The following is a 24,271-nucleotide window of genomic DNA, read 5'->3' on the forward strand; positions in this document are numbered from 1 at the left end:
CATTCTGGGACCACGACTCGACCACCGGCCCTGGAGCTGCCGCCGGTCCACGCCCGGCGGCAGCCCAAGGGCAGCGTCCTGGAGGAGACGCTGTTCACCACCGATCACAAACGGATCGGGATGATGTACCTGGTCACCACGTTCGGGTTCTTCCTCGTCGGCGGTGTGCTGGCGCTGCTGATGCGGACCGAGCTGGCCCAGCCCGGACTGCAGTTCCTGTCGCAGGAGCAGTACAACCAGCTGTTCACCATGCACGGCACCATCATGCTGCTGCTGTACGCGACGCCGAACGTGTTCGCCTTCGCCAACCTGGTGCTGCCGCTGCAGATCGGCGCCCCGGACGTGGCCTTCCCCCGGCTCAACGCCCTCTCCTACTGGCTCTACCTGTTCGGCGGCCTGATCGTCCTCTCCGGCTTCGTCACGCCCGGCGGGGCCGCCGACTTCGGCTGGTTCGCCTACGCCCCGCTCAACGAACTCGCGCACTCCCCCGGCGTCGGCGGCAACCTCTGGGCCGCCGGCCTGATCGTGTCCGGCCTGAGCACCATCCTCGGCGCCGTCAACATGATCACCACCGTCGTGTGCCTGCGGGCCCCGGGCATGACCATGTTCCGGATGCCCATCTTCACCTGGAACATCCTGTTCACCTCGTTCCTCGTGCTGGCCGCGTTCCCGATCCTGACCGCCGCCCTGTTCGGCCTGCTGGCCGACCGCACGCTCGGCGCGCACGTGTTCGACCCGCACAACGGCGGCGCGATCCTGTGGCAGCACCTGTTCTGGTTCTTCGGCCACCCCGAGGTCTACATCGTCGCGCTGCCCTACTTCGGCATCGTCACGGAGATCTTCCCCGTGTTCAGCCGAAAACCCTGCTTCGGCTACAAGGGCCTGGTCTACGCCACCATCGCCATCGCCGGGCTGTCCATGACCGTGTGGGCCCACCACATGTTCGCCACCGGCGCCGTGCTGCTGCCGTTCTTCTCGTTCACCAGCTTCCTCATCGCGGTGCCGACCGGCATCAAGTTCTTCAACTGGATCGGCACCATGTGGAAGGGGCAGCTGACCTTCGAGACGCCGATGCTGTTCGCCATCGGCTTCCTGCTGACGTTCCTGTTCGGCGGGCTGGCCGGGGTCGTCCTGGCCTCGCCGCCGCTGGACTTCCACGTCACCGACACCTACTTCGTGATCGCCCACCTGCACTACGTGCTGTTCGGCACGATCGTGTTCTCCACCTTCGCCGGCACCTACTTCTGGTTCCCCAAGATCACCGGCCGGATGATGGACGAGCGGCTGGGCAAGCTGCACTTCTGGACGACGTTCATCGGCTTCCACACGACATTCCTGGTGCAGCACTGGCTCGGCGCCGAGGGCATGCCCCGCCGCTACGCCGACTACCTCGGCAGCGACGGCTTCACGGTGCTGAACTCGATCTCCACCGTCGGCGCGTACATCCTGGGCCTGTCCATACTCCCGTTCCTGTGGAACGTCTTGCGCAGCTACCGCTACGGCGAGATCGTGCACGTGGACGACCCGTGGGGCTTCGGCAACTCCCTGGAGTGGGCGACGTCCTGCCCGCCGCCGCGGCACAACTTCCACTCGCTGCCCCGGATCCGTTCCGAGCGGCCGGCGTTCGACCTGCACTACCCGCACATCAAAGAGAGAACTACATGAGCGGGCCGGAGCAGGACGAGCACCAACGCCTGGCCCGCAACGTCGGTGAGCTGCTGCAGGAGCTGCGCGTCGCCCAGAACGGCGTGCAGGTCCTGTTCGGCTTCCTGCTGTCGGTGGTCTTCACCGACACCTACCGCAAGGCCGGCGACTTCGTGCACGTCACCCACGTGGTCGTGGTGATCCTCACCGCGGCCTCGGCGGGTTTCCTGATCGCCCCGGCGGCCTGGCACCGGGTGCTGTTCCGGCGCGGCGCGCGCGAGGCGATCGTGGACCATGCCAGCCGGTTCGTGGTGATCGGGCTGGTCCTGCTGGCGATGGCGATGGCGGGCACGGTGCTGCTGATCGGTTACGTCGTCTTCGGCGGGGTCGTCGGTGTCGTGCTCGGCGCGGGCATCGGGCTGCTCTTCGCCATGCTGTGGTTCGTCCGCCCCAGGTCGTTCGACGATCAGGAACGGTCGCGGTAGTCCTCCGGCTCGACGCCCGGCATGTCCCCGAGCACCGGGTCGGTCTCCGGCGGCTGGTTCGGCAGCGGCTCCTGGGTCACGTGGGTCTGCGGCTCCATCCCGACCTCGCCCCGCCACGCGCCCGTCTCGTGGCCGCGCTTCTCGATGAACGCCTTGAACCGCTTCAGATCGCCGCTGATCCGGTTGTCCACGAGGCCGAGCGCCGTGCCGGCCTTCTCGGTGACGCCCTCCGGCTCGTACTGCATGGCCAGCGCCACCCTGGTGGTGGCCTGGTCGATCGCCTGGAAGGTGACCACCCCGCCGTGCGGCGGGCCGCCGATCGTGTTCCAGGCGACCAGCTCGTCGGGGTGCTGGGCGATGATCTGGGCGTCGAACTCCCGGACGATGCCGCCGATCCTGGTCACCCAGCGGGTGAGCGTGTCGTCCACCTGGATGACCCGCTCCACACCCTCCATGAACTCGGGGAAGGACTCGAACTGCGTCCACTGGTTGTAGGCGGTGCGGACCGGGACGTTGACGTCGATGGACTTCTCGATCGTGGTCATGGTGTGTCGAATACCCGCGTCACCGGGACCCAACCGGTTTTGGCAGGTCATGCGCGGGGCATCCGGGCGACATGGCACGAGCCGTCGAGTCAGCCGTGTGGTGGGCGGTGCTGGTCGGCATCTGGCTGACCACGCTGAGCACGGTGAACTGGCAGGACCTGCTGGTCGCCGCGGTGCTGGCCGTGCCGTGTGTGGTCGCCGCGACGCTGCTGCGGGTCGCCTACGGCGGCCGCTGGCGGCCGGCCCGCGCGTGGACATTGCCGCTGGAGATCGTGCGCGGCTGTGGGGCGCTGTTCAGCCGGCACAAGGAGCTGCGGCACATTCCCGTGTCCTCGCTGCGGAAGGGCGTGAAGACGGTGGTCGTGTCGGCGTCGCCGGGCGCGGTCGTGCTGGACGACGACGGTGACTCGCTGCTCGTGCACGCGCTGGGGGACGAATGAGCGGCTGGGAGATCGCGACCTTGGCGCTGCTGGTCGGCGGCATGGTCCCCGCGCTGGTGCTCGTCGCGCGGGGCGGACCGGTGGATCGACTCGTCGGGCTGGAGCTGGCGTCCGCGGTCGGGGCCTTGACGCTGCTGGTGATGATCCAGGGCGACGGCCAGTCCAGCTACCTGATCGTGCCGCTCGTGCTGGTGCTGCTGGGATTCGCCGGCACGCTCGTGTACACCCGGCTGCTCGGGCCGAAGCCGTGATCGCCTGGGTGCTGCTGGCGGCAGGCAGCCTCGTCGTCGTGGCGTCGTCCATCGGCGCCGTGCTGGCCCGCGACTTCTACCGCCGGCTGCACTGGCTGACGCCAGTCACGTCCATCGGCGGCCCGCTGATCGGCATCGCGCTGGCGGTGGCGAACGGCTGGGGCCTGACGACGGCGATCGTGCTGCTGACGGTTGCGGTGCTGGGGATTTCGGGCCCGGTGCTGACGGCGGCGGTCGGACGGGTCGGCGCGCAGCGTGACGGGATCGTGGACTCGTGACCGCGCTGCTGGTGGTGGCGTTCCTGCTCGTCGCGGCGGGCGGGACGGTCGTGGTGTTGACCCGGGAGCCGGCGCGGCAGGCCGTGACGCTCTCGGTGTACGGGGTGCTGCTGACGCTGCTGTTCGTGCTGCTGCAGGCCCCGGACGTGGCGTTGTCGCAGGTGGCGGTCGGTTCGGCGGTGGTGCCGCTGATGGTGCTGCTGGCCGTGCGGAAGGTCCGGGGAGGAAAGCGGTGAGCCGGTCGGCCCGGTGGATCGTCTTCTGGCTCGGCGCCGGCGGCGTCGGGACGCTGATCGTGTTGGCGGTGCTGAAGCTGCCCTTCGGCGGGCTCGTGCACCCGTACCGCGAGCTGTCCGTGCCGGCGGCGATCGGCCGGTCGTCGCCGAACATCGTGTCGTCGGTGAACTTCGACCAACGGGCGCTCGACACGTTGGGCGAGGAGACCATCCTGCTCGGCTCGGTGGTCGGCGCGGCGGCGCTGCTGCGCCCGTCGAAGAACGAGCGCGAACAGTTGGACCGCGACGAGGGCCGGGTGCTGGAGGCGACCAAGCTGCTCGGCTACCTGCTGCTGCCGGTCACGTTGATCGTCGGCGCGGACGTCGTCACACACGGCCATCTGACGCCCGGCGGCGGTTTCCAGGGCGGCGTCGTGCTGGCCACCGGGGTGCACCTGCTGTACGTCGCCGGGAGCTACCGCATGCTGCGGCGGCTGCGGCCGACGAAGTGGTACCAGCTCGCCGAAGCGGTGGCCGCCGGGGCGTTCGTGGTGCTGGGGCTCGTGGGGCTGCTGCTGACGGGGGCGTTCCTGGCGAACGTCCTGCCTCTCGGCGTTCTGGGCGACCTGTTCTCGTCCGGAACGGTGTTCTTCCTGAACGTGGCCGTCGGGGCCGCGGTGACGTCCGGGGTCGTGGTGCTGCTGGCGGGATTCCTGGCCCAGGCGCTGTCCGTGCGGGAGGTCCGGTGACTCTGCTGCCGTATCTGGTCGCGGGCTGGCTGCTGCTGATCGGCTGCTTCGGCGTCGTGCGCAGCCGCGACCTCATCCACACGGTGGTGTGCGTGGCGGTCGCCCAGTCCGGGACGTACGTTCTGCTGCTCAGCCTCGGCTTTCAATACGGAGCTTCGGCACCGGTGCAGGGGGCGCCGGGGCCGGTGGTGGATCCGGTGGTGCAGGCGCTGACGCTGACCGACATCGTGGTGTCCGCCACGGTGACGGCGCTGCTGCTGGCGTTGGTGATCCAGATCGCCAAGCGGCAGGGCACGGTCGATCCCGACGAGCTCGACGAGTTGCGGGGGTGATCGTGGACCCGAGCTGGCTGCCGCCGCTGGGCATCGCGATCCCCCTGGCCGGCGCATGCGTGTTGCTCGCACTGGCCAAGTTCGTGCCTCGGCTCGTCGTGGACACGGTCGCCATGGTCACCGCCGTGGCCGGGGTCGTGGCCATGGCGTTTCTGGTCGTGGCGACGGATTCCGGGCGCGTTGTGACGTGGGTCGGCGGGTGGACACCGAAAGAAGGCACGAGCGTCGGGATCGTGCTGGCCGCCGACCAGATCGGGGCCGGTTTCGCCTTGCTGGCCTGTGGGTTGACGGCGTGCGCGCTGATCTACACCTGGCGTTATTTCGACGACGCCGAGGCGCACGTGCACGTGTTGATCCTGCTGTTCATGGCGGGAATGGTCGGTTTCTCGCTGACCGCCGACCTGTTCGACCTGTTCGTGTTCCTGGAGTTGATGAGCGCCACCGCGTACGCGCTGACCGGCCACAAGATCGAGGAGCCTCGGTCCGTACAGGGTGGCTTCACGTTCGGCGTGGTGACCTCGCTCGGCGCGTACTTCTCGCTGGCGGGCATCGGAATTCTGTACGCCAGGACCGGCCAGCTCGGCATGCCGCAGATCGGGGCGGCGCTGGACCGGCACGGCATGGACGTCCTCGTCCTGGCGGCATTGGTGTTGGTGCTGACCGGTTTGCTGGTGAAGGCGGCGGTTGTGCCGTTCCACTTCTGGCTGGCCGACGCGCACGCCGTCGCGCCGACACCGGTGTGCGTGCTGTTCTCCGGCGTGATGGCGCCGCTCGGCCTGTACGGCGTGCTGCGGGTGTCGACAACCGTGTTCGGCGGCGTGCTGTCGGTGGCGTCGCTGCACGGGACATTGGTGGTGCTCGGCGTCGTCACGGCCGTGCTCGGGGCGCTGTTGTGCCTGATGCAACGGCACCTCAAGCGGATGCTGGCGTACTCCACCATCGCGCACCTGGGATTGTTCCTGGTTGGCCTGGCGACGCTGACGGCGTCCGGGGTCGCCGGCGCGGTCGTGTACGTGTTCGGGCATGCCGGCGTGAAGGGCGCGTTGTTCCTGATGGTCGGCGTGTTGCTGGCTCGTAAGCGAAGCGTCGACGAGTTCGACCTGTACTGCGAGGGGCGGGACGAGCGGCTCACGAAGTGGCTGCTCCCCCTGGGCGCACTGGCGCTGGCCGGGCTGCCGCCGTTCGGCACCGGGCTGGGCAAGGCGCTCAGCGAGGAGTCGACCGGGAGCGTCGCCCTGACAGCGCTGTTCGTCCTGGTCTCGGCCGCGACCGGCGGCGCGGTGCTGCGGGCGTCGCTGCGTATCCACTTCGGCCTGGGGCCGCCGCCGCAGGACACCGACGTCGACACCACCAAGGGCGACGACGAGGAGCAGGAGGGCCGCTTCCCCGACCGGATCCCGGCGACGATGATCGGCGCCATCGCCGTGTTGATGACCGGTGGCCTGCTCGTCGGAGCCGTGCCGGCGGTGGCGGAGACGATGGGCGCTGGGGCGCAACGGTTCCTGGACCGGGCGGGCATGCTGGCCCAGACCCTGCACGGCGCTTCCGCCACGGCTGTCGGCGGTGTCGAGGCGGAGTGGACGTGGGCGGGGGTGTTGTTGGGGCTGCTCAGCGCCGCTCTGGCAATGGGAATCGGATTCGTCGGCGTCCACTTCGGACTCGGCCGGCTGCGGGCGGCGTTGAAGGCGCCGTTGCACGTGGTGCACCGCCTGCACTCCGGCCACGTCGGTGACTACGCGGCGTGGCTGGTGCTGGGCATGGCCGCCGTCGGCGCACTCTTCGTGATCACCTGACGGATACTCGGCGGCCCGCTGGGTACCCGGGGGTCATGGATCGAGTCGTTGTGATCACAGGTGCCACTGGTGGTGTGGGCCGCGCGACGGCACGGGCGTTCGCCGAGCAAGGCGACCGCGTCGCGCTGCTGGCCCGCGGTGAGGCGGGCCTCGCCGCGGCGGCCGAGGAGGTCCGGCAGGCGGGCGGCACGCCGCTGCCCATCCCCGTCGACGTCGCCGACGCGGCGCAGGTGGAGGAGGCCGCGACGGCCGTGGAGACGGCGTTCGGTCCCATCGACGTGTGGGTCAACGACGCGTTCACCTCGGTGTTCGCCCCGGCCGACGAGATCAGCGCCGACGAGTACCGCCGAGTCACCGAGGTGACGTACCTCGGGTACGTGTACGGGACGCTGGCGGCGCTGAAGCGGATGAAGCCGCGGGACCGGGGCACGATCGTGCAGGTCGGTTCGGCGCTGGCGCACCGGGGAATCCCGCTGCAGTCCGCCTACTGCGCGGCCAAGCACGCCATCAAGGGCTTCACGGAGTCGCTGCGGTGCGAACTGTTGCACGACCACAGCGGCGTGCACGTGACGATGGTGCACCTGCCGGCGGTCAACACGCCGCAGTTCGACTGGCTGCTGTCCCGGCTGCCGCTGCCGGCGCGCCCGGTGCCGCCGATCTACCAGCCCGAGGTCGCCGCCAGGGCCATCGTGCACGCCGCCGCGCACCCGCGCCGGCGGGAGTACTGGGTCGGCGGCTCGACCGTGGGAACGATCATCGGCGAGAAGCTGGCCGGCGGCGTGCTGGACCGGTACCTCGCCCGTACGGGATACGACGCGCAGCAAGTGGAGCGCACACCGCCGCGATCGGGGCCGAACCTGTGGGAGGCGGCCGATCGCCAGCTCGACCACGGTGCGCACGGCGCGTTCGACGACACGGCACGGCCGCGCAGCCGGCAGTGGTGGCTGAACTCGCACCGCGGCGCCCTGGCCGCCGGCGCCCTCGCGACCACCGCGCTGCTGCTGCGTCGCCGTAGCCATCGAAAGGGAGATCATGGAGACGACCGAGCTACGTGAACTGATCACCGCACCCGGCGACTTCGCCTCGGTGTACCTCGACGCCAGCCACGACACCGAGGACGCCGAGCACGCGCTGCAGTTGCGGTGGCAGGAGATCCGTAGCGGGCTCGAGGACCAGGGCGCGGACCGCGCGACCGTGGAGGAGCTGGAGCAGGCCGTTCTGGCCGGGGCGAAGCCCGTCGGCACGGCCGGGCGGGCGTTGATCGCCTCCGCCGGGCGGGTGCTGCTCGACACGTGGTTGCCGGTGCCGCCGCCGACGCCGATCGTGCGCTGGTCCTCGCTGCCCTATCTGCTGCCGCTGGCGTCGCAGAACGTGCCGCCGGTGCCCTATGTCGTCGTGATCATGGACCGGATCGGGGCGGACCTTCGCGGATACAGCTCGTCCGGGGAACTGGCCGGCAAGGCCACTGTGGACGGGAAGGACTTCCCCGTGCACAAGGTCGCCGGGACCGGATGGTCGCACCTGAAGATGCAGCACCGGGTGGAGAACACCGCCCGGGACAACGCCGGAACCGTCGCCGAGGCCGTGTCGCACCTGGCCGACGAACTGCAGGCTCAGCTGATCATCGTGGCCGCCGAGGTGCAGGCGCGCGCCGACCTGCGGGAGGCGTTGCCCAAGCGGCACCGGGAGATCCTGGTGGAGACCCGGACCGGAGGCCGGGCCGACGGTGTCGACGAAGCGGCGCTGGAGGCCGAGGTCCGGCTCATCGTCGAGGACTACGCCCGGGCGGCGCAGCAGACGTGGGTGGACAGGTTCGCGGCCGAACTGGGCCGGGACAGCGGGTTGGCGGTGCAGGGACTGGAGGCCGTGACCGCCGCGCTGCGGGAAGCCCGGGCCGAGACGGTGGTTCTCACCGACAAACTGCCGGCCGACCGGCAGCTGTGGACCACCGGTGGACTGGAGCAGGTGGCCACCAAGGCGGACGGGCTGGTCGAAGGCGATGCGGTGAAGCAGCGGGCCGACGAGGTGCTGCCGGCGGCGGCCTCGGTGTCGGGGGCGAATCTGGTGGTGCCGGATGGGTATGTGGAGTTGGCGGATGGAGTGGGGGCGTTGCTGAGGTATTGATGGTTGGTTAGGGGGTTTGGGTCTCGGGGGTGGCGCGGTTTCGGGTCGCGTGGAGTTGGTTGGTGCGCGGACTTGGGGGCGTGCAGATCTGTTGGGTCGCGTGGATTTTGTGTGGAGCCTCTGGACGATGGCCTCCGAGGGGCAATTCCGGGGCAGGCTCCGCCTGCCCCTCGCGCGGAGAGCTCAGGCCATCGTCCACCTCCACACAAAATCCACGCTTAGGTTTTCGGTGTCGCCGCCGGGGTGGCGGTCGGCGCGATTATGCATGAAACAATCACCCGTTAGTGATTCGAGTTCGATCATGTGTGCGAGTATTCTGGGCACATGAAAGAACGCACCCGTGAACTAGAGAATCAGGAACCCAGCGGGGACCTGTTCGATGTGATCATGGGTGTGGACTGGGCGAGACTGGACACCGACCAGTTGGTGACGGTGTCCATTCTCGCCCGCAAACTGAAGTCCGCCTGCGAATGGGTCGAACTGGCCGCGCTGCGCCGGACCGAGGACCCCACCGAGCTCGCCATGGCCCTCACCGAACCTGAACAGACCGTGGCCCGGCGGAAAGAAGCCAGTGTGGTGCTGGAGACGCTGCCCCGCCTGGCCGAGCAGTTGCGGCGCGGCGAGTTGGACTTCCGCCGGCTCGACGCCGTGCGGGAACGGGTCCAGCACCTGTCCCCCGAGATGGTGGCCGAGGTCGAGGATGCGCTGGTCGGTGTGGCCGCTGGGTTGAACCGGACCCAGCTGTGCCGCAAGACCACCGCCCTGGTCGCCCACGCCAACCCCGACGGCTACGAAACCCGCTGCCACAAGGCCACCAAGGACCGCCGAGTCGAGTTCTCCCCGCTACCGGACGGCATGGCCAACTGACCTGGATCCTGCCCGCCACCGACGCCCACCTCGTGTTCCAACAACTCTGCAAAGACGCCCGATCCCTCCCCACCGACGACCGCACCACCGACCAGAAACGCTCCGATGCCCTGCTGGACCGCCTCCGGGGGACCAAGCGCGACTGGAACGTCCGCACCTTCGTCACCGTCTCCATGGAAACCCTGATGGGCCTGACCAACGACCCCGGCCACCTCGCCGGCTACGGCCCCATCGCAGCCGACACCGCCCGCGAGCTGGCCATGCACGGCCCCTGGCGCGGCATCCTCCTCGACCAGTACCGCCACGCCACCGCCATCACCACCGACACCTACCGCCCCACCGCGCTGATGAAGGAATTCGCCCACGCGTCCGCCGGCGGCACCTGCACCGCCCCCGGCTGCGCCAGCCCCATCCAGGAATACGACCACATCACCCCCTGGCCAGCCGGCCACACCACACCCGCCAACCTCCAGGGCCTCTGCCGCTGGCACCACCACCGCAAACACGACAACTACACCGTCACCCGCGACCCCGACGGCACCTCACACTGGACCACCCCCACCGGCCGCCACTACACGACTCGCCCCTTCGAATACTGACCCCCGGTTCTTTGACAATTCCACAGCGACCGACTACCGCCAACCCATCACCGCCACAATGCACTTGGGCCGATTTTGTGTGGAGGTGGACGATGGCCTAAGCTCTCCGCGCGAGGGGCAGGCGAAGCCTGCCCGGAAATGCCCCTCGTAGGCCATCGTCCAGAGGCTCCACACAAAATCGGCCCACCAAGAGCGCCAAAACCCCGCCACGCCGTTACAACATCGCCAACAACGGGTATCCCACAGTCATGGTGACGCATATCGTCGCGACGACGATCGACTGTGCCGACCCGCACCGCCTGGCCGAGTTCTGGTGCGCCGTCCTCGGCTACCAGACGGTCCAGACCGGCACCAGCACCGACGGCACCGCGTTCGTCGAGATCGGTCCGTCCGACTGGGACACCGTCCGCGGCCCTGCCGTGATGTTCGAGCAGGTGGCCGACGTCCCGCCGAAGACCGGCAAGAACCGGGTCCACCTGGACATCGCCGCCCCGCCCGGCCGCCACCGGCTCGAGGTGGAGCGCATCCTCGGCCTGGGCGCCGCCCGGGCCGACATCGGCCAGGGCAACGACGAGCCGTGGACGGTGCTCACCGACCCCGAGGGCAACGAGTTCTGCGTCCTCAACCGTGACGAGCCGTCCGACATCCGGGGGTGACCGCGCCCATGCCCAACCGCCAAACCACCGTCAAGCAGCTGCTCGACCGGTTCGGCACCACCTTCGCCCACGAGGCCGGCATCCCCCTTCGCGACAAACCCTCGCCTCTCTACCAGCTCCTGGTGCTGGCGACCCTCCAGTCCACCCGCATCCGCGCCGACATCGCCGTGTCCGCCGCCCGGGAACTCTTCTCCGCCGGCTTCCGCACCCCTCAGCGCATGCTCGACGCCACCTGGCAGGAGCGGGTCGACGTCCTCGGCCGCGGCGGCTACGTCCGCTACGACGAGAGCACCGCCACCCGCCTCGGCGAGGGTGCCCAGCTGCTCCTCGACACGTGGCGCGGCGACCTGCGCCGCATGCGCTCCCCGCACCGCGAGGTCCAGAAGTTCCCGGGAATAGGCGAAACCGGCGCCGACATCTTCTGCCGCGAGGTCCAGGCCGTCTGGCCCCGGCTGCGGCCCTTCTTCGACCGACGCGCCCTCGACGCCGCCAAACACCACGGCCTCCCCGACGACCCGCACCGGCTCGCCGAACTGGTCAAGCCGGACCAGGTGGCCACCCTGGCCACGGCCCTGGTCAGGTCGACGCTGAGTCGCTGATGGCGAGGTTTGGCCACCTCCCTACGCGGTACCCGTCTGACCATGGTGAGCATCGGATACTTCCTGTCCAGCGAGGAGTTCGGGCCCCGGGAACTGGTCCGGCAGGCCACCCTGGCCGAACGCGCCGGCTTCACTCGCCTGTGGATCTCCGACCACTACCACCCGTGGAACCGCCAGCAGGGCAACAGCCCCTTCGTGTGGTCGGTCATCGGCGCCCTCTCGGAACGCACCACCCTGCCGATCACGACGGCGGTGACCTGCCCGACGGTCCGCATCCACCCGGCGGTCATCGCCCAGGCGGCGGCGACCGCGGCGGTGCAGTGCGAGGGACGGTTCATCCTCGGCGTCGGCAGCGGGGAAGCCCTCAACGAGCACATCTTCGGCGACCCGTGGCCGACGGCCGACGTCCGGCTGTCGATGCTGGAAGAGGCGGTGGAGCTGATCCGGGCGCTGCACCGCGGCGGTCCGGTCAGCTACCAGGGCAAGCACTACACGGTCGACCAGGCCGAGATCTTCACGCGTCCGCCGCAGCCGGTGCCGATCTACGTCTCCGGCTTCGGCCCCAAGGCCGCCTCCCTGGCCGGCAAGATCGGCGACGGCTTCGTCTGCGTGCAGCCGGACGCCGATCTGGTCAAGACGTTCCGCGAATCCGGCGGCGACGACCGGCCGACGCAGGGCGGCTTCAAGGTGTGTTACGCGCCCGACGAGCAGGAGGCCGTCGCGACGGCGCACCGGTTGTGGCCCAACGAACAGCTGCCCGGGGAGCTGGCGCAGGTGTTGCCGAGCCCGCGGCACTTCGAGCAGGCCAGCACGCTGGTGACGCCGGAGATGATCGCGAAGGCGGTGCCCTGCGGGCCCGATCCGGATCGGTACGTCGAGCAGCTGCGCGCCTACATCGACGCCGGCTACGACGAGGTCTACGTCCAGCAGATCGGGCCCGACCAGGACCAGTTCTTCGAGTTCTGGACGGAGCACGTGCTGCCCCGGGTGCCGGAACTCGCGGCGACGCCGGCCTAGCGCACGACGTACACCGGGCACATGGCGTGGTGCAGCGCGGTTCGGGCGGCCAGCCCGAGCTGCGCTCCCCCGCCGATCACCACCAGGTCCGTCCCCTCCGGAACCGGCGCGGCGGCCCGCTGGCGCTCGACTTCCAGCACGGACCGCGTCAGCTTCGCGAACTCCTTGGCCCGTGCGACCACGACATCGTCGTCGCCGTCTTCGCCGAGCCAGGCCGTCACCTTGCGGAACTCGCCATGAACGGCCTGCGGACGGCCGCGCACGATGACGACGTCGCACTTCGCCGAGCCGGCCAGCCGCAGGGCGTTGCGGCCGACACCGAGGTGGCACTTGTGCTGCCCGCGGCAGCCGAGAACCAGTAGTCCGCTCTCCCCCGAGGCGGACAGCAGCATCGAGGCGGCATCGGCCCCGCTGCTCCGGATCCGGGCCGCGAGCAGCGGATATGGTCGGAGCACGGAGCCGGTTCCGATATCGGTGGGCAGGTCGGCCGGCAGGTCCTCGAACCGCCGGTCGGCCTCGAACACGTCGAGCTCAAGACCGGCGCGATGCGCGTGGCGGGCGGCCCAGCCGAGAGCGGCCCGCCCCCAGTACGAACCGTCCGTGCCGACCGTCACCCGCCCGGGGCGGATGCGCGTCACCTGAGAGGGAATCATCAGAGCGGTCCGTCGCCGCTCACCGTGTGCCACCACGTGAACCCCTGGATTGTGAGACGGTCCCATGTGGACCGTTGCACCGCTGGATGCCCAGCCGGTGGGGGTTTCACACCATATATCTCAGTCCAGGCCGCGCACCACGTTCGGCTCGTCCTCGCCGTCGGCGGCGAGCTGCGACAGGAACGCCTCGGCCCAGCCTCTGGGCAGCATCACGTCCGTATCGTCCGGAACTGGTCGGGGCTGGTCGGCCACAGTGTTGTCAGCCATGTTTCCTCCCTCAACTGAAGGGAAATCCTGTCCCCTAGGTACCCGTTCACATGCGCTTGACACCTCGAAGGAGGCCCGTTCCGTGGAGCTGGCGGCGGAGCTGAGCAGGACGGTCAAAGGCGAAGTCAGGTTCGACGCCGGGAGCAGGGCCACCTACTCCACCGACGCCTCCAACTACCGCCAGGTGCCCATCGGGGTGGTCGTGCCCAAGACCGTGGAGGACGCGGTCCGCGCGATCCGGGCGTGCCACGAGGCCGGCGTGCCGGTGCTGTCCCGGGGCGGCGGCACCAGCCTGGCCGGCCAGTGCTGCAACGAGGCCGTGGTGCTGGACTGGTCGAAGTACTGCACGAGACTGGTGTCGGTGGACGTCGCCGCCAAGACCTGCATCGTCGAGCCGGGCATCGCCCTGGACGAGCTCAACGACCAGCTGGCCAGCCACAACCTGATGGTCGGCCCGAAGCCGTCGACGCACGTCAGCTGCACCATCGGCGGCATGATCGGCAACAACTCCTGCGGCTCCACCGCGCAGGCCTACGGCAAGATGGTCGACTCGGTGGTACGGCTGGAGATCCTCACCCACGACGGCTGCCGGGCCTGGGTCGGCGAGACCGACGACGAGGCGTACGAGCGGATCCTCGCCGAGGGCGGCCGGCTGGCCGAGCTGTACCGGGGGATGCGCGAGCTCCGCGACACCTACATGTCCGAGATCCGCACCCGGTACCCGAAGATCCCGCGTCGCGTGTCCGGCTACAACCTCGACTCGCTGCTGCCGGAGAACGGGTTCAACGTGGCGAAAGCCCTGGTGGGCAGCGAAAGCACGCTGGTGACGGTGCTGCGGGCGGAGATCCAGCTGGTCGACGTGCTGCCGGCACGGACCCTGGTAGTGCTGGGCTTCTCCGACATCACCGCGGCGGCCGACTGCGTACCGGCGATCCTGCCGCACAAGCCGGTCGCGCTGGAGGGCGTCGACGAGCAGCTGATCCAGCTGGAGCACAGCGAGCACCTGGCCGAGCAGGCCATCAAGCAGCTGCCCAAGGGCAGCGGCTGGCTGATGGTGCAGTTCGCCGGCACCGACCAGGAGGAGGTCGACCGGCAGGCGCAGGCGCTGTGCGACGACCTGCACCGCAAGCCCAGCGCCCCCGGCGTCTCCTTCCTGGACGACCCGAGCCGGGAGGAGGAGCTCTGGCAGGCCAGGGAAGCCGGCCTCGGCGCCACCGCCTACCCGCCCCAGGGCCCGGAGACGCACGAGGGGTGGGAGGACGCCGCCGTTCCGCCCGAGAAGCTGGGCGACTACCTCCGCGAATTCCGGAGTCTGCTGGAACGGTACGAGTACGAGAACGCGTCCCTGTACGGGCATTTCGGGCAGGGCTGCGTGCACACCCGTATCCCGTTTGATCTCAAAACGGCCGACGGCGTCGCCAAATATCGCCGCTTCGCCAAGGAAAGCGCCGAACTCGTCGTGTCCTTCGGCGGCTCGCTGTCCGGCGAGCACGGTGACGGCCAGTCCCGGGGCGAGCTGCTGCCGCTGATGTTCGGCGCCCGCCTGGTCGAGGCGTTCGGCAAGTTCAAGGCGCTGTTCGACCCCGACGACCTGATGAACCCCGGCAAGGTCGTGCACCCGCACCGGCTGGACGAGAACCTCCGGCAGGGCAGCGACTACCGCCCGTGGGAGCCGACGACGCACTTCGCCTACCCCGAGGACGACAACCGCTTCGCCAAGGCCGCGGCGCGGTGCGTCGGCGTCGGCAAGTGCCGTGGGCACGAGAGCGGCGTGATGTGCCCGAGCTACCGGGCGACCCGCGAGGAGGAGCACTCCACCCGCGGCCGGGCCCGGCTGCTGTTCGAGATGCTGAACGGCGAGGTGATCCAGGACGGCTGGCGCTCCGACGCCGTGCACGACGCCCTGGACCTCTGCCTGGCGTGCAAGGGATGCAAGAGCGACTGTCCGGTCAATGTGGACATGGCTACCTACAAGGCGGAGTTCCTCTCCCACCACTACGAGGGCCGGCTGCGCCCGCTGTCGCACTACTCGATGGGCTGGCTGCCGCTGTGGGCCCGCCTCGCCGCCTTCGCCCCCAGCCTGGTCAACTCCGTTTCCAACCTGCGGCTGGTCAAGGCCCTCGGCGGCATCGCCCGGCAGCGTGAGGTTCCTTTGTTCGCACGGCAGCGCCTCGTGAAGCGGCTGGCCGGCCGGACCAGCCCCGCCGGGCACCGCGGCAAGGTGCTGCTGTGGCCGGACACCTTCACCAACAACTTCCACCCCGCCATCGGCGAGGCCGCCGTGCAGGTGTTGGAGGCCGCCGGCTTCGAGGTGATCACTCCTGATCGGACTGTCTGCTGTGGACTCACCTGGATCTCCACCGGCCAGCTCTCCACCGCCGAGCGGGTCGCCCGTCGCACGCTGGAGACGCTGAAGCCGCAGCTTCGGGACGGCACCCCGATCGTCGTGCTGGAACCCAGCTGCGCCGCAGTGTTCCGGGACGACCTGCCCCACCTGCTGCACGGCGACCAGGACGCCCACCGGCTCGCCCACCAGACCAAGACGCTCGCCGAAATCCTCACCGAAAAGGCCCCCGACTGGCGGCCGCCCACCGTCGGTCGGCAGGCCGTCGCGCAACCGCACTGCCACCACCACGCCGTGCTCGGCTTCGACACCGACGAGAAACTCATGCGCCAGTACGGGATCGACGTCGACGTGCTCGACGCCGGCTGCTGCGGGCTCGCCGGCAACTTCGGCTTCGAGCAGGAGCACTACGACGTGTCCATGGCCTGCGCCGAGGACAAGCTGCTGCCGTCGCTGCGGGAGGCCGGCGAGGCCACCCTCGTGCTGGCCGACGGCTTCAGCTGCCGCACCCAGATCGACCAGTCCGACGTCAACCAGCGTCCCATGCACCTTGCCGAAGTGCTTGCGGCTGCGCTACACGGGACGCAGCCGCAACCCGAGCGGCCGTCCGCGCCGAGCAGGGCGGCGCGGACGGCCGTTGCGGCCGCGGCGGTGGCCGCGGCCGCCGGTCCCGCGCTGGCGTGGCTGTTCCGACGACGCTCCCGCTGAGCAAAGGAAATGGCCCCGGTTCACCGGGGCCATTCCTTTGCTCACTGCCACCCGCGCGACAACCTCGCCGCGCACTCCAGCAACATCCCGTGCACAAAAGCTTGCGGGATGTTGCCGCGCAGCTGCCGCTGGCCGACGTCGTACTCCTCGGTGAACAGCCCGGGCGGCCCGCAGGAGGCGCGGTTGCGTTCGAACCGGCGGGCGGCGGAGATGGCGTCGCCCTGTTGGTGTTCGGCGAGGGCGAGCCAGAAGCCGCACACGAGGAAAGCCCCTTCGGCGGCGCCGAGTTTCCGTTCGTCGTGACGGAAGCGGTAGACGTAGCCGTCGCGGCCGAGGTCCTCCTGGACGGCGCGCACGGTGGCGATGCTGCGCGGGTCGTCGGCGGGCAGCGCACCGCGCAATGCCGGCAGCAGCAGGGAAGCATCGACAGAATCGTCGTCTATGGATCGTTGCCAGTGGCCACGCGGATGCAGGGAAGTCCGGGCGGTCTCGGCCAGGATGGCATCGGCCAGGGCCGTGCACCGGTTCGCCATCATGAACTTGGCGGTGCGTCGAAGGCCGGCCACGCAGATCAGGTTGGAATGGGTCCAGGACCGGTCCTCCAGTTCCCACACGCCGGCCTCGGTCTTGCGCCACTGCTGCTCGATGGCGTCGATGGCGACGTCGATGGCCCGCTCCGCGTCGGCCGTCAGGTGGTCGTGCTCGGCGGCCGCGCCGAACAGCAGCAGCGCCTCGCCGAAGGCGTCCAGCTGGAACTGGTGCCGCACGCGGTTGCCGACCCGGTCGGTGCCGCCGGGATAGCCGGGAAGGTCGAGTTCACGCTGGTCGGGGATCTGCCCGCCGGTGACGGTGTACGCCGGCTTGAGGTCGGGCCCGTGCTCGATCAGCCGTTCGGCGACGAAACGGACGGCGTCGTCCATGAGACGGTGCGGCTGATGGGTGGCGACGGCCTGGCCCACGTAGCACTGGTCGCGGATCCACGCGTACCGGTAGTCGTAGTCGCCGCCGAGCTTTGCCCGTTCCGGCAACGAAGTCGTGGCGGCGGCGACCATTCCGCCGGTGCCGGACGTCAGTCCGGTCAGGACTGAGTAGGCGTGCCTGGCGTCATCGGGCACGAGCGTGTCGAGGCAGTCCGGAACCGCCTCGCGCCACCCGTGCTCGGTTTCCTGCCAGCACAACCCGGGATCCGGCGGCGGCCCGTCGAACGGCCGGTCGGAGACTTCCAGCACGAAGTCGTGGTGCCGCCCGGCTTCCACCCGGACGCGCCCGTCGACCGCGCCAGTCCATCGGATCCACAGTGGACCCGTACGCATGGTCCACACGTCGCCGTTCCGCTCGACGTCGCGCACCTCGGCCCGGCCGAAGTCGGCCCCGGGTTTGCAGCGCACGAGCAGCTCGACGGGATCGTCGTCGGCGAGGATCCTCCGCAACAGCACCGCTCGGTGCGGATCGGCCGGGAGGGCAAGCGCCTCCCGGCATTCCACGATGGTGCCTTGCGTGCTCCACCGGCTGTGCCAGATCAGCGTGCCGGGCTCGTAGTAGCCGCCCCACACGTGCCACGGGTCCGCCGGCACCACCTGGTAGTAGCCGCCCCCGCCGATCAGCGCGCCGAACACGGCGTCGTCGTGCCACCTCGGCGCGCACATCCACGCCACGCAGCCCTGCGGGTCGATCAATGCGCCGCGTTCGCCGTCCGCGACCAGCGCGTACTCCCGCAGGACGTGCGGTATGCAGTCCAGTCCGTCCACACCAGACGGATACCCCACTCAGCGCACTCGGAAGCGCTCCGCGTCGGCCTCCTTGAACACCAGCCCGTTACCAGGCGTTTCCACCGGAATCAGACAGCCTTCGACCGGTTCGAGCACGCCGTCGAACAACATCTGCTCGATGCGGACATGGTCGTGGAAGTACTCCAGGTGCCGCAGGTGCGGCGGCACCGTCGCCGCGTGCACGTGGGCCATCGGCGCGCAGTGCCCGGAGAACGGCTTGGTCGTCGCCGTCGCCACCCGCAGCCACTCCGTGATGCCGGCGCAGCGGGTGATGTCCGCCTGCAGCACGTCCACACACGGGGCCATGACCTGGAAGTACTCCAGGTGGTAGCCGTACTCCCCCGCGGTGACGTCCAGCGGCAGGTCACGCGACAAATCGGTCAGACCCGGCAGGTCGTCGGAGCTGACCGGCTCCTCGAACCACGTCACATCGGCCTGCTCGACCAGCTGCCGACCCAACCGCAGCGCCGTGACCTGGTCGTACGCGCCGTTCGCGTCCACGTACAGCTCGGTGTCGGTGCCGATGGCCTTGCGCACCGCGCAGGCCCGTTCGAGGTCGTCCTCCGGCGAGATGCCGATCTTCATCTTCACCCGCGGGATGCCCTGCTCGACCCAGCCGGCCAGCTGCGCGACCAGGTCGTCCCGCGAGTACGTGGTGAAGCCGCCGGAGCCGTACACCGGCACCTCGGACCGGCAGCCGCCGAGCAGGCGGTGCAGCGACACGTCGAGGGTACGGGCCTTGGCGTCCCACAGGGCCATGTCGACGGCGGCGATGGCCATCGAGCACAGGCCGGGACGGCCCAGGTTGCGGATCGCCGACCGCATGGCCTCCCAGGCCGCCCCCGTCTCCCGCACGTCGATGCCGACCACCCGCGGCGCCAGCAGGCCGGAAATCAGGCTCTCCAGGCACTCGTGGCCGTAGGTGTGGCCGACGCCGGTCACCCCCGCCCGGGTGCGGACGGTGACCACGACGATCGTGGTCGCGTCCCACGACAGCGTGCCGTCCGCCTCCGGCCCGTCGGTCGGCACCGTGTACGCGGCGGCCTCGACCGACGTGACCTCGTGCCCGTCACTCATGACGGGACGGACACGTTCAGGCGGCCCAGAATCGCCAGATCGTCGACGGCGCCCCAGCGCTCGACGATCTTGCCGTCGGCCAGCCGTGACATCTGCATGCCCCGCGTCTCGACCCGGTGCCCGGTGGCCGCGACGCCGTGAAACCGGCCGCGCTGCGTGCCGCTGAGCCGGTACACCAGCGCCACGTGGTCCCCCTCGGCGATGATCACGTCCTCCTCCAGGTGCAGGTCCGGGAACGCCGAGTTCAGGTCGGCGAAGTACCGCTGCACACCGTCGAAGCCGCCGCCGTGCTCCGGCGCCGGATCGTGGTCGACCAGGTCGTAGGCGTAGACCTCGTCGAGCCGGTCGAACTCCTGCTTGTTCACCAGTTCCAGCAGCCGCCGCACGGTCTGCACGTTCTGCTCACGAGTCATCGCCGGCGTCCTTCGCGTTGTCGTAGGCCAGTTGCAAGCCGTCGTTCAAGGCGAGAGCGGTCAACGTGGTGCACACCAGCCGGGTCAGCCGCGGCGCGAACACCATGCCCGCGGTCAGCCCGGTCGCCACCCACACCGCCAGGCAGAACGGGCAAGTGAGCAGCTCGCCGGCGGCGTGCTGGACGCCGTGGCCGCGGACTGACTCCATCAGCTCACCGTCGCCGGCCGGCTCCTCGTACCGCGTGAACGGCGCCCGCAACGGACTGGTCACCGCGTCCTTGGTGAGCAGGCGGCTCAGCTTGTACGTCGCCAACGACAGCAAGGCGGTGTCGGTGATGCTCGGCGTGGGCGGCGTGATCCGCAGCGACCTGGCCAGCACGGTCAGGCCACCGGTCACACCGCCGTACACGCCGAGCACAGCCAGGTAGCCGCCCAGGGGACGGTCCTCGTCACCCTGGTACTGCTGCTTGACCCGGCGGATCAGCGTTTGGACCGACATCCGCGTCACCGAACCGCCGGACCGGCCTTGCTGGTCTGCCGGATCTGGTTCAGGAACTCGTGGCAGCGGCGCGCCCGCTCGGAGTCCTCGGCCATCACCTGTTCGAAGAACTCGGCGATCTCGTTCTCGCCCGCGTTGCGGGCGTCCCGCACGTACTGGCCGTAGTCGTGGCCGGCCTTGAGCGAGTGGTACTGGACGGAGATCAGGTCGAAGCTCACGTCGTCGAAGCCGGTCTCCCCGGTCGCCATGTCTGGACTCCCTTCGTTCTTCTGTCCTCCGTTAATGCGTTACCCCGCCACGGCGCGGGTAATCGTCGCCCCGTGGGTGAACTACGGGTGGCGATGGTCCAGGGCGGCACCGACCGGCGGCTCGACGGCGTGGCCGACTACACCGGACACCTGGTGCCGGCGCTGCGCGATGTCGGCGTCGACGTCGTGGACCTGGCGTCGGATGTGGACATCGTGCACGTGCAACATGCACCCTTCGGATTTCCGGACGGTATGGGCGAGTCCCGGTTTCCGGCGCCGCTGGTGACGACGTTGCACGAGTACGACGAGACCCTGGTGCCGCTGAGCGACGCGTTGGTGGTGACGAACCCGTCGCACGCTCGGGAGCTTCGTCGCCGCACCGGGCGGTCGGCGTGGCACATCCCGCTGGCGCCGAACGTGCCGGTGTGTGACGTGCCGGCGCGGCGGTTTGGTGGGACGACCGTGGTGTTCTTCGGGTTCGTGCATCCGGTCAAGGGGACCCGGTACCTGATCGAGGCCGTGCAGCGGCTTTCCGGGGTGCGGTTGGTGGTGGTCGGCGGGTTCGAGTCGCTGGCGATGCCGCCGGATGAGGCTGCGGCATATCGGGCCGAACTGGAGGCGCTGGCCGATGAACGGGTGGAGTTCACCGGGCACCTGCCGGTTCACGAGGTGTCGGCCGTGCTGCACGGGGCGGACGTGGCGGTGCTGCCGTTCACGGCCGGCGTGACGACGAAGAGTGGAGCGTTGTTGACGGTGCTGGCGCACGGGTTGCCGACGGTGGTGACCGACGCCGGGGATCCGGAGTTGGTGGACGGTGAGACGGTCGTCGTCGCTTCTCCGGTGCGAAGTGCGGACGCGATCGTGACGGCGCTGCAGCGGGTGCTGGGGGATTCCGCGTTGCGTGAGCGGTTGTCCATGCGGGGCAAGGCGATGGTGGCGGAGCGGACGTGGCCGGCGATAGCCCGGCGGCACCGGGAGTTGTACGAACAGGTGCTGCGGAATGGGTGATTTCCGCCGGATTCTGGTGATCGAGTTGTTGGGCGGTATCGGCGATCTGCTGATGGTGCTGCCGGCGGTGCACGCGCTGGGCCGGCGGTACGTCGGCGCTCGGGTGACCGTGCTGACCGAGGAGCCGGGGGCGGAGCTGTTACGGACAGATCCTTGGGTGGCGGAGGTTTCCACGTCCACCGACGTGCGCGGTGAGCTGGCGCGGGTGGATCCGGATCTGGTCGTGAGCACCTCGATGCACAGCGGGATTCCGGGGTTGGTGGCCGCGCACGGGTGCCGGGCGGTGACGGATCTCTGGCGGAACCCGCCGGCGGATCAACGGATTCCGGTGCGGTATCTGGAGATTCTCCGGGCAGAGGGGTTGATCGGGGAGACGGATCCGACGCCGAGGGTGCATCTGACCGCTGACGAGTTGGAGCGGGGACGGCAGGTCGTCGGGGACGTCAAGCGGCCGGTGGTGCTGGTTCGGGACTCGGGGATGGCGGTGAAGCGGTGGCCCTACTTCGACGAGCTGGCGGAGGTTGTGCCGGTGTTGGAGCTGCCGGCGATGTCGTTACGGGAGTTGGGGGCGTGCTTCGCTGCCGTGGCGTCGGTGGGTGGTGTGGTGGTCGGGGGCGACACCGGGCCGGTGCGGTTGGCGGAGGCGATGGGGGCGCGGGTGGTGGGGCTGTTCGGGCCGACGACGGTTGAACGTTATGGCTATGGGGATGGGAATCTGCAGGGGTTGCCCGAGTGCCCGCACCGGCGGCCGTTGGCGATCACGGAGCAGCCGTGCTGGTGGAGTGCGCGGTGCCCGTTGGCCGAGGACGGGCCGGCGTGCATGGCGGCGATCTCGGTGCGGGACGTGCTGGGCCGTTTGTCCGGGGGCGGGGCGGGTAGAGCTTCGGTCTGAGTCGTCGAGTCGTAGGAAGGAGATCTTGTGAGCGAGAAGCCGAATCCGATTCAGATGCAGAAGTTCCTGGGCGGGATGGAGTATCCGGCCAGCAAGGACCAGATCGTGGAGCACGCGAAGTCCAAGGGGGCCGATGAGGCCGTGCTGGACGGGCTGAAGGCGATTCCCGACCGGGAGTACAACGGACCCAACGCGGTGAGCCAGGCGTTCTCGTAGGGGGCTTGGCGGGTTCTTGCGTTGTGGGTCGCGTGGATTTTGTGTGGAGCCTCTGGACGATGGCCTCCGAGGGGCAATTCCGGGGCAGGCTCCGCCTGCCCCTCGCGCGGAGAGCTCAGGCCATCGTCCACCTCCACACAAAATCCACGCTTAGGTTTTCGGTGTCGCCGCCGGGGTGGCGGTCGGCGCGATTATGCATGAAACAATCACCCGTTAGTGATTCGAGTTCGATCATGTGTGCGAGTATTCTGGGCACATGAAAGAACTCACCCGTGAACTAGAGAATCAGGAACCCAGCGGGGACCTGTTCGATGTGATCATGGGTGTGGACTGGGCGAGACTGGACACCGACCAGTTGGTGACGGTGTCCATTCTCGCCCGCAAACTGAAGTCCGCCTGCGAATGGGTCGAACTGGCCGCGCTGCGCCGGACCGAGGACCCCACCGAGCTCGCCATGGCCCTCACCGAACCTGAACAGACCGTGGCCCGGCGGAAAGAAGCCAGTGTGGTGCTGGAGACGCTGCCCCGCCTGGCCGAGCAGTTGCGGCGCGGCGAGTTGGACTTCCGCCGGCTCGACGCCGTGCGGGAACGGGTCCAGCACCTGTCCCCCGAGATGGTGGCCGAGGTCGAGGATGCGCTGGTCGGTGTGGCCGCTGGGTTGAACCGGACCCAGCTGTGCCGCAAGACCACCGCCCTGGTCGCCCACGCCAACCCCGACGGCTACGAAACCCGCTGCCACAAGGCCACCAAGGACCGCCGAGTCGAGTTCTCCCCGCTACCGGACGGCATGGCCAACTGACCTGGATCCTGCCCGCCACCGACGCCCACCTCGTGTTCCAACAACTCTGCAAAGACGCCCGATCCCTCCCCACCGACGACCGCACCACCGACCAGAAACGCTCCGATGCCCTGCTGGACCGCCTCCGGGGGACCAAGCGCGACTGGAACGTCCGCACCTTCGTCACCGTCTCCATGGAAACCCTGATGGGCCTGACCAACGACCCCGGCCACCTCGCCGGCTACGGCCCCATCGCAGCCGACACCGCCCGCGAGCTGGCCATGCACGGCCCCTGGCGCGGCATCCTCCTCGACCAGTACCGCCACGCCACCGCCATCACCACCGACACCTACCGCCCCACCGCGTTGATGAAGGAATTCGCCCACGTGTCCGCCGGCGGCACCTGCACCGCCCCCGGCTGCGCCAGCCCCATCCAGGAATACGACCACATCACCCCCTGGCCACAGGGTACGACCGAGCCCGCCAATCTTCAGGGCCTCTGCACCTGGCACCACCACCGCAAACACGACAACTACACCGTGACCAGAGACCCGGACGGCACCTCACACTGGACCACCCCCACCGGCCGCCACTACACAACCCACCCCTTCGAATACTGACCCCCGGTTCTTTGACAATTCCACAGCGAACCGACTACCCCCAACCCACCGCCCTCACCACAAGCTTGGGCCGATTTTGTGTGGAGGTGGACGATGGCCTAAGCTCTCCGCGCGAGGGGCAGGCGGAGCCTGCCCCGGAAATGCCCCTCGTAGGCCATCGTCCAGAGGCTCCACACAAAATCGGC

General features: G+C 69.4%; 30 protein-coding genes. 22 read left to right on the forward strand and 8 right to left on the reverse strand.

All coding sequences use genetic code 11. The annotated features are described in order from the left end of the window. Positions 1-30: 30 nt before the first annotated feature. Both ctaD and BJ998_RS41550 read left to right on the forward strand, forming a co-directional pair. Entirely contained in the window at positions 31-1,665 is a 1,635-nt protein-coding gene (ctaD, locus tag BJ998_RS41545; RefSeq protein ID WP_376776052.1) for an aa3-type cytochrome oxidase subunit I, read from the forward strand. Then, positions 1,662-2,129, forward strand: coding sequence for a DUF6328 family protein (locus BJ998_RS41550; protein WP_184869616.1), 468 nt, complete (start codon positions 1,662-1,664; stop codon positions 2,127-2,129). Before ctaD ends, BJ998_RS41550 begins: the two co-directional genes overlap by 4 nt. Here the strand turns inward: BJ998_RS41550 and BJ998_RS41555 are convergent. Continuing rightward, a complete protein-coding gene (locus tag BJ998_RS41555; protein WP_184869617.1) occupies positions 2,111-2,674 on the reverse strand; it encodes an SRPBCC family protein in 564 nt (187 codons plus the stop codon). The two genes, BJ998_RS41550 and BJ998_RS41555, sit on opposite strands and share 19 nt — an antisense overlap. A gap of 71 nt (positions 2,675-2,745) precedes the next feature. On the opposite strand from BJ998_RS41555, the gene BJ998_RS41560 reads away from it, so the two are divergent. The 14 genes from BJ998_RS41560 (at position 2,746) to BJ998_RS41625 (ending at position 12,594) form a co-directional block, all read left to right on the forward strand. Further along, the gene (locus BJ998_RS41560) at positions 2,746-3,114 is read left to right on the forward strand and encodes a hypothetical protein (protein WP_184869618.1); all 369 of its coding nucleotides are present in this window, start codon (positions 2,746-2,748) and stop codon (positions 3,112-3,114) included. Beyond that, positions 3,111-3,365 carry a monovalent cation/H+ antiporter complex subunit F gene (locus BJ998_RS41565; protein ID WP_184869619.1) on the forward strand — a complete coding sequence of 85 codons (255 nt, stop codon included), beginning with the start codon at positions 3,111-3,113 and terminating at the stop codon, positions 3,363-3,365. Before BJ998_RS41560 ends, BJ998_RS41565 begins: the two co-directional genes overlap by 4 nt. Beyond that, complete coding sequence (locus BJ998_RS41570; RefSeq protein WP_184869620.1) at positions 3,362-3,643, forward strand: monovalent cation/H(+) antiporter subunit G; 282 nt, start codon at positions 3,362-3,364, stop codon at positions 3,641-3,643. The genes BJ998_RS41565 and BJ998_RS41570 overlap by 4 nt, the downstream gene beginning before the upstream one ends. Next, positions 3,640-3,879 (forward strand): DUF4040 domain-containing protein, encoded by a 240-nt coding sequence (locus BJ998_RS41575; protein ID WP_184869621.1) that lies wholly within the window; start codon positions 3,640-3,642, stop codon positions 3,877-3,879. Before BJ998_RS41570 ends, BJ998_RS41575 begins: the two co-directional genes overlap by 4 nt. Next, positions 3,876-4,607: an MnhB domain-containing protein gene (locus BJ998_RS41580; protein ID WP_184869622.1), complete on the forward strand. Its 732-nt coding sequence runs from the start codon at positions 3,876-3,878 to the stop codon at positions 4,605-4,607. Before BJ998_RS41575 ends, BJ998_RS41580 begins: the two co-directional genes overlap by 4 nt. Further along, positions 4,604-4,939, forward strand: coding sequence for a sodium:proton antiporter (locus tag BJ998_RS41585; protein WP_184869623.1), 336 nt, complete (start codon positions 4,604-4,606; stop codon positions 4,937-4,939). Before BJ998_RS41580 ends, BJ998_RS41585 begins: the two co-directional genes overlap by 4 nt. Beyond that, the gene (locus tag BJ998_RS41590) at positions 4,936-6,732 is read left to right on the forward strand and encodes a complex I subunit 5 family protein (RefSeq protein ID WP_312890638.1); all 1,797 of its coding nucleotides are present in this window, start codon (positions 4,936-4,938) and stop codon (positions 6,730-6,732) included. The genes BJ998_RS41585 and BJ998_RS41590 overlap by 4 nt, the downstream gene beginning before the upstream one ends. 35 nt (positions 6,733-6,767) lie before the next feature. Further along, positions 6,768-7,787, forward strand: coding sequence for an SDR family oxidoreductase (locus BJ998_RS41595; RefSeq protein ID WP_184869624.1), 1,020 nt, complete (start codon positions 6,768-6,770; stop codon positions 7,785-7,787). Further along, complete coding sequence (locus BJ998_RS41600) at positions 7,765-8,856, forward strand: Rv2629 family ribosome hibernation factor (RefSeq protein ID WP_184869625.1); 1,092 nt, start codon at positions 7,765-7,767, stop codon at positions 8,854-8,856. The genes BJ998_RS41595 and BJ998_RS41600 overlap by 23 nt, the downstream gene beginning before the upstream one ends. A gap of 324 nt (positions 8,857-9,180) precedes the next feature. After that, the gene (locus tag BJ998_RS41605) at positions 9,181-9,723 is read left to right on the forward strand and encodes a DUF222 domain-containing protein (RefSeq protein WP_184869626.1); all 543 of its coding nucleotides are present in this window, start codon (positions 9,181-9,183) and stop codon (positions 9,721-9,723) included. A 32-nt stretch (positions 9,724-9,755) separates the two neighbouring features. Beyond that, positions 9,756-10,322 (forward strand): HNH endonuclease signature motif containing protein, encoded by a 567-nt coding sequence (locus BJ998_RS41610; RefSeq protein ID WP_184869627.1) that lies wholly within the window; start codon positions 9,756-9,758, stop codon positions 10,320-10,322. 248 nt (positions 10,323-10,570) lie between these two features. Then, on the forward strand, positions 10,571-10,978 hold the full coding sequence (locus BJ998_RS41615; protein WP_184869628.1) for a VOC family protein: 408 nt from the start codon (positions 10,571-10,573) through the stop codon (positions 10,976-10,978). Between the two features lie 8 nt (positions 10,979-10,986). Then, positions 10,987-11,577 (forward strand): endonuclease, encoded by a 591-nt coding sequence (locus BJ998_RS41620; RefSeq protein WP_184869629.1) that lies wholly within the window; start codon positions 10,987-10,989, stop codon positions 11,575-11,577. 42 nt (positions 11,578-11,619) lie between these two features. After that, positions 11,620-12,594, forward strand: a complete 975-nt coding sequence (locus BJ998_RS41625) for a TIGR03557 family F420-dependent LLM class oxidoreductase (protein WP_184869630.1) — start codon at positions 11,620-11,622, stop codon at positions 12,592-12,594. On the opposite strand, the gene BJ998_RS41630 is transcribed toward BJ998_RS41625, so the two are convergent. Both BJ998_RS41630 and BJ998_RS41635 read right to left on the reverse strand, forming a co-directional pair. Beyond that, positions 12,591-13,232, reverse strand: a complete 642-nt coding sequence (locus tag BJ998_RS41630; RefSeq protein ID WP_184869631.1) for a putative universal stress family protein — start codon at positions 13,230-13,232, stop codon at positions 12,591-12,593. The genes BJ998_RS41625 and BJ998_RS41630 overlap by 4 nt on opposite strands. A 135-nt stretch (positions 13,233-13,367) precedes the next feature. Next, positions 13,368-13,514 (reverse strand): hypothetical protein, encoded by a 147-nt coding sequence (locus tag BJ998_RS41635; RefSeq protein WP_184869632.1) that lies wholly within the window; start codon positions 13,512-13,514, stop codon positions 13,368-13,370. Between the two features lie 82 nt (positions 13,515-13,596). Here BJ998_RS41635 and BJ998_RS41640 point away from each other — a divergent pair, with 82 nt between their 5' ends. Beyond that, positions 13,597-16,566: an FAD-binding and (Fe-S)-binding domain-containing protein gene (locus BJ998_RS41640; protein ID WP_312890639.1), complete on the forward strand. Its 2,970-nt coding sequence runs from the start codon at positions 13,597-13,599 to the stop codon at positions 16,564-16,566. Positions 16,567-16,607: 41 nt separating this feature from the next. Here BJ998_RS41640 and BJ998_RS41645 read toward each other — a convergent pair whose 3' ends face one another. The 5 genes from BJ998_RS41645 to BJ998_RS41665 are packed head-to-tail and all read right to left on the reverse strand — an operon-like array spanning position 16,608 to position 20,572. Further along, positions 16,608-18,314 (reverse strand): glycoside hydrolase family 15 protein, encoded by a 1,707-nt coding sequence (locus BJ998_RS41645; protein ID WP_312890640.1) that lies wholly within the window; start codon positions 18,312-18,314, stop codon positions 16,608-16,610. 18 nt (positions 18,315-18,332) lie between these two features. Beyond that, the gene (locus BJ998_RS41650; protein WP_184869634.1) at positions 18,333-19,412 is read right to left on the reverse strand and encodes an enolase C-terminal domain-like protein; all 1,080 of its coding nucleotides are present in this window, start codon (positions 19,410-19,412) and stop codon (positions 18,333-18,335) included. Continuing rightward, positions 19,409-19,825, reverse strand: coding sequence for an ester cyclase (locus BJ998_RS41655; protein WP_184869635.1), 417 nt, complete (start codon positions 19,823-19,825; stop codon positions 19,409-19,411). The genes BJ998_RS41650 and BJ998_RS41655 overlap by 4 nt, the downstream gene beginning before the upstream one ends. After that, positions 19,815-20,324, reverse strand: a complete 510-nt coding sequence (locus tag BJ998_RS41660; RefSeq protein WP_184869636.1) for a DUF1360 domain-containing protein — start codon at positions 20,322-20,324, stop codon at positions 19,815-19,817. The genes BJ998_RS41655 and BJ998_RS41660 overlap by 11 nt, the downstream gene beginning before the upstream one ends. Before the next feature lie 5 nt (positions 20,325-20,329). Then, the gene (locus BJ998_RS41665) at positions 20,330-20,572 is read right to left on the reverse strand and encodes an acyl carrier protein (protein WP_184869637.1); all 243 of its coding nucleotides are present in this window, start codon (positions 20,570-20,572) and stop codon (positions 20,330-20,332) included. A 72-nt stretch (positions 20,573-20,644) separates the two neighbouring features. Between BJ998_RS41665 and BJ998_RS41670 the strand changes: the two genes are divergently transcribed. The 5 genes from BJ998_RS41670 (at position 20,645) to BJ998_RS41690 (ending at position 24,086) form a co-directional block, all read left to right on the forward strand. After that, positions 20,645-21,580: a glycosyltransferase family 4 protein gene (locus BJ998_RS41670; RefSeq protein WP_184869638.1), complete on the forward strand. Its 936-nt coding sequence runs from the start codon at positions 20,645-20,647 to the stop codon at positions 21,578-21,580. Further along, a complete protein-coding gene (locus BJ998_RS41675) occupies positions 21,573-22,472 on the forward strand; it encodes a glycosyltransferase family 9 protein (RefSeq protein ID WP_184869639.1) in 900 nt (299 codons plus the stop codon). The genes BJ998_RS41670 and BJ998_RS41675 overlap by 8 nt, the downstream gene beginning before the upstream one ends. A gap of 27 nt (positions 22,473-22,499) precedes the next feature. Then, positions 22,500-22,688: a DUF2795 domain-containing protein gene (locus tag BJ998_RS41680; RefSeq protein WP_446685019.1), complete on the forward strand. Its 189-nt coding sequence runs from the start codon at positions 22,500-22,502 to the stop codon at positions 22,686-22,688. Between the two features lie 256 nt (positions 22,689-22,944). Next, complete coding sequence (locus tag BJ998_RS41685; RefSeq protein ID WP_184869640.1) at positions 22,945-23,487, forward strand: DUF222 domain-containing protein; 543 nt, start codon at positions 22,945-22,947, stop codon at positions 23,485-23,487. A 32-nt stretch (positions 23,488-23,519) separates the two neighbouring features. Next, on the forward strand, positions 23,520-24,086 hold the full coding sequence (locus BJ998_RS41690) for an HNH endonuclease signature motif containing protein (protein WP_184869641.1): 567 nt from the start codon (positions 23,520-23,522) through the stop codon (positions 24,084-24,086). Positions 24,087-24,271 lie beyond the last annotated feature (185 nt).

It is taken from the genome of Kutzneria kofuensis, assembly GCF_014203355.1.
In the GTDB taxonomy this organism is placed as follows: Bacteria; Actinomycetota; Actinomycetes; order Mycobacteriales; family Pseudonocardiaceae; genus Kutzneria; species Kutzneria kofuensis.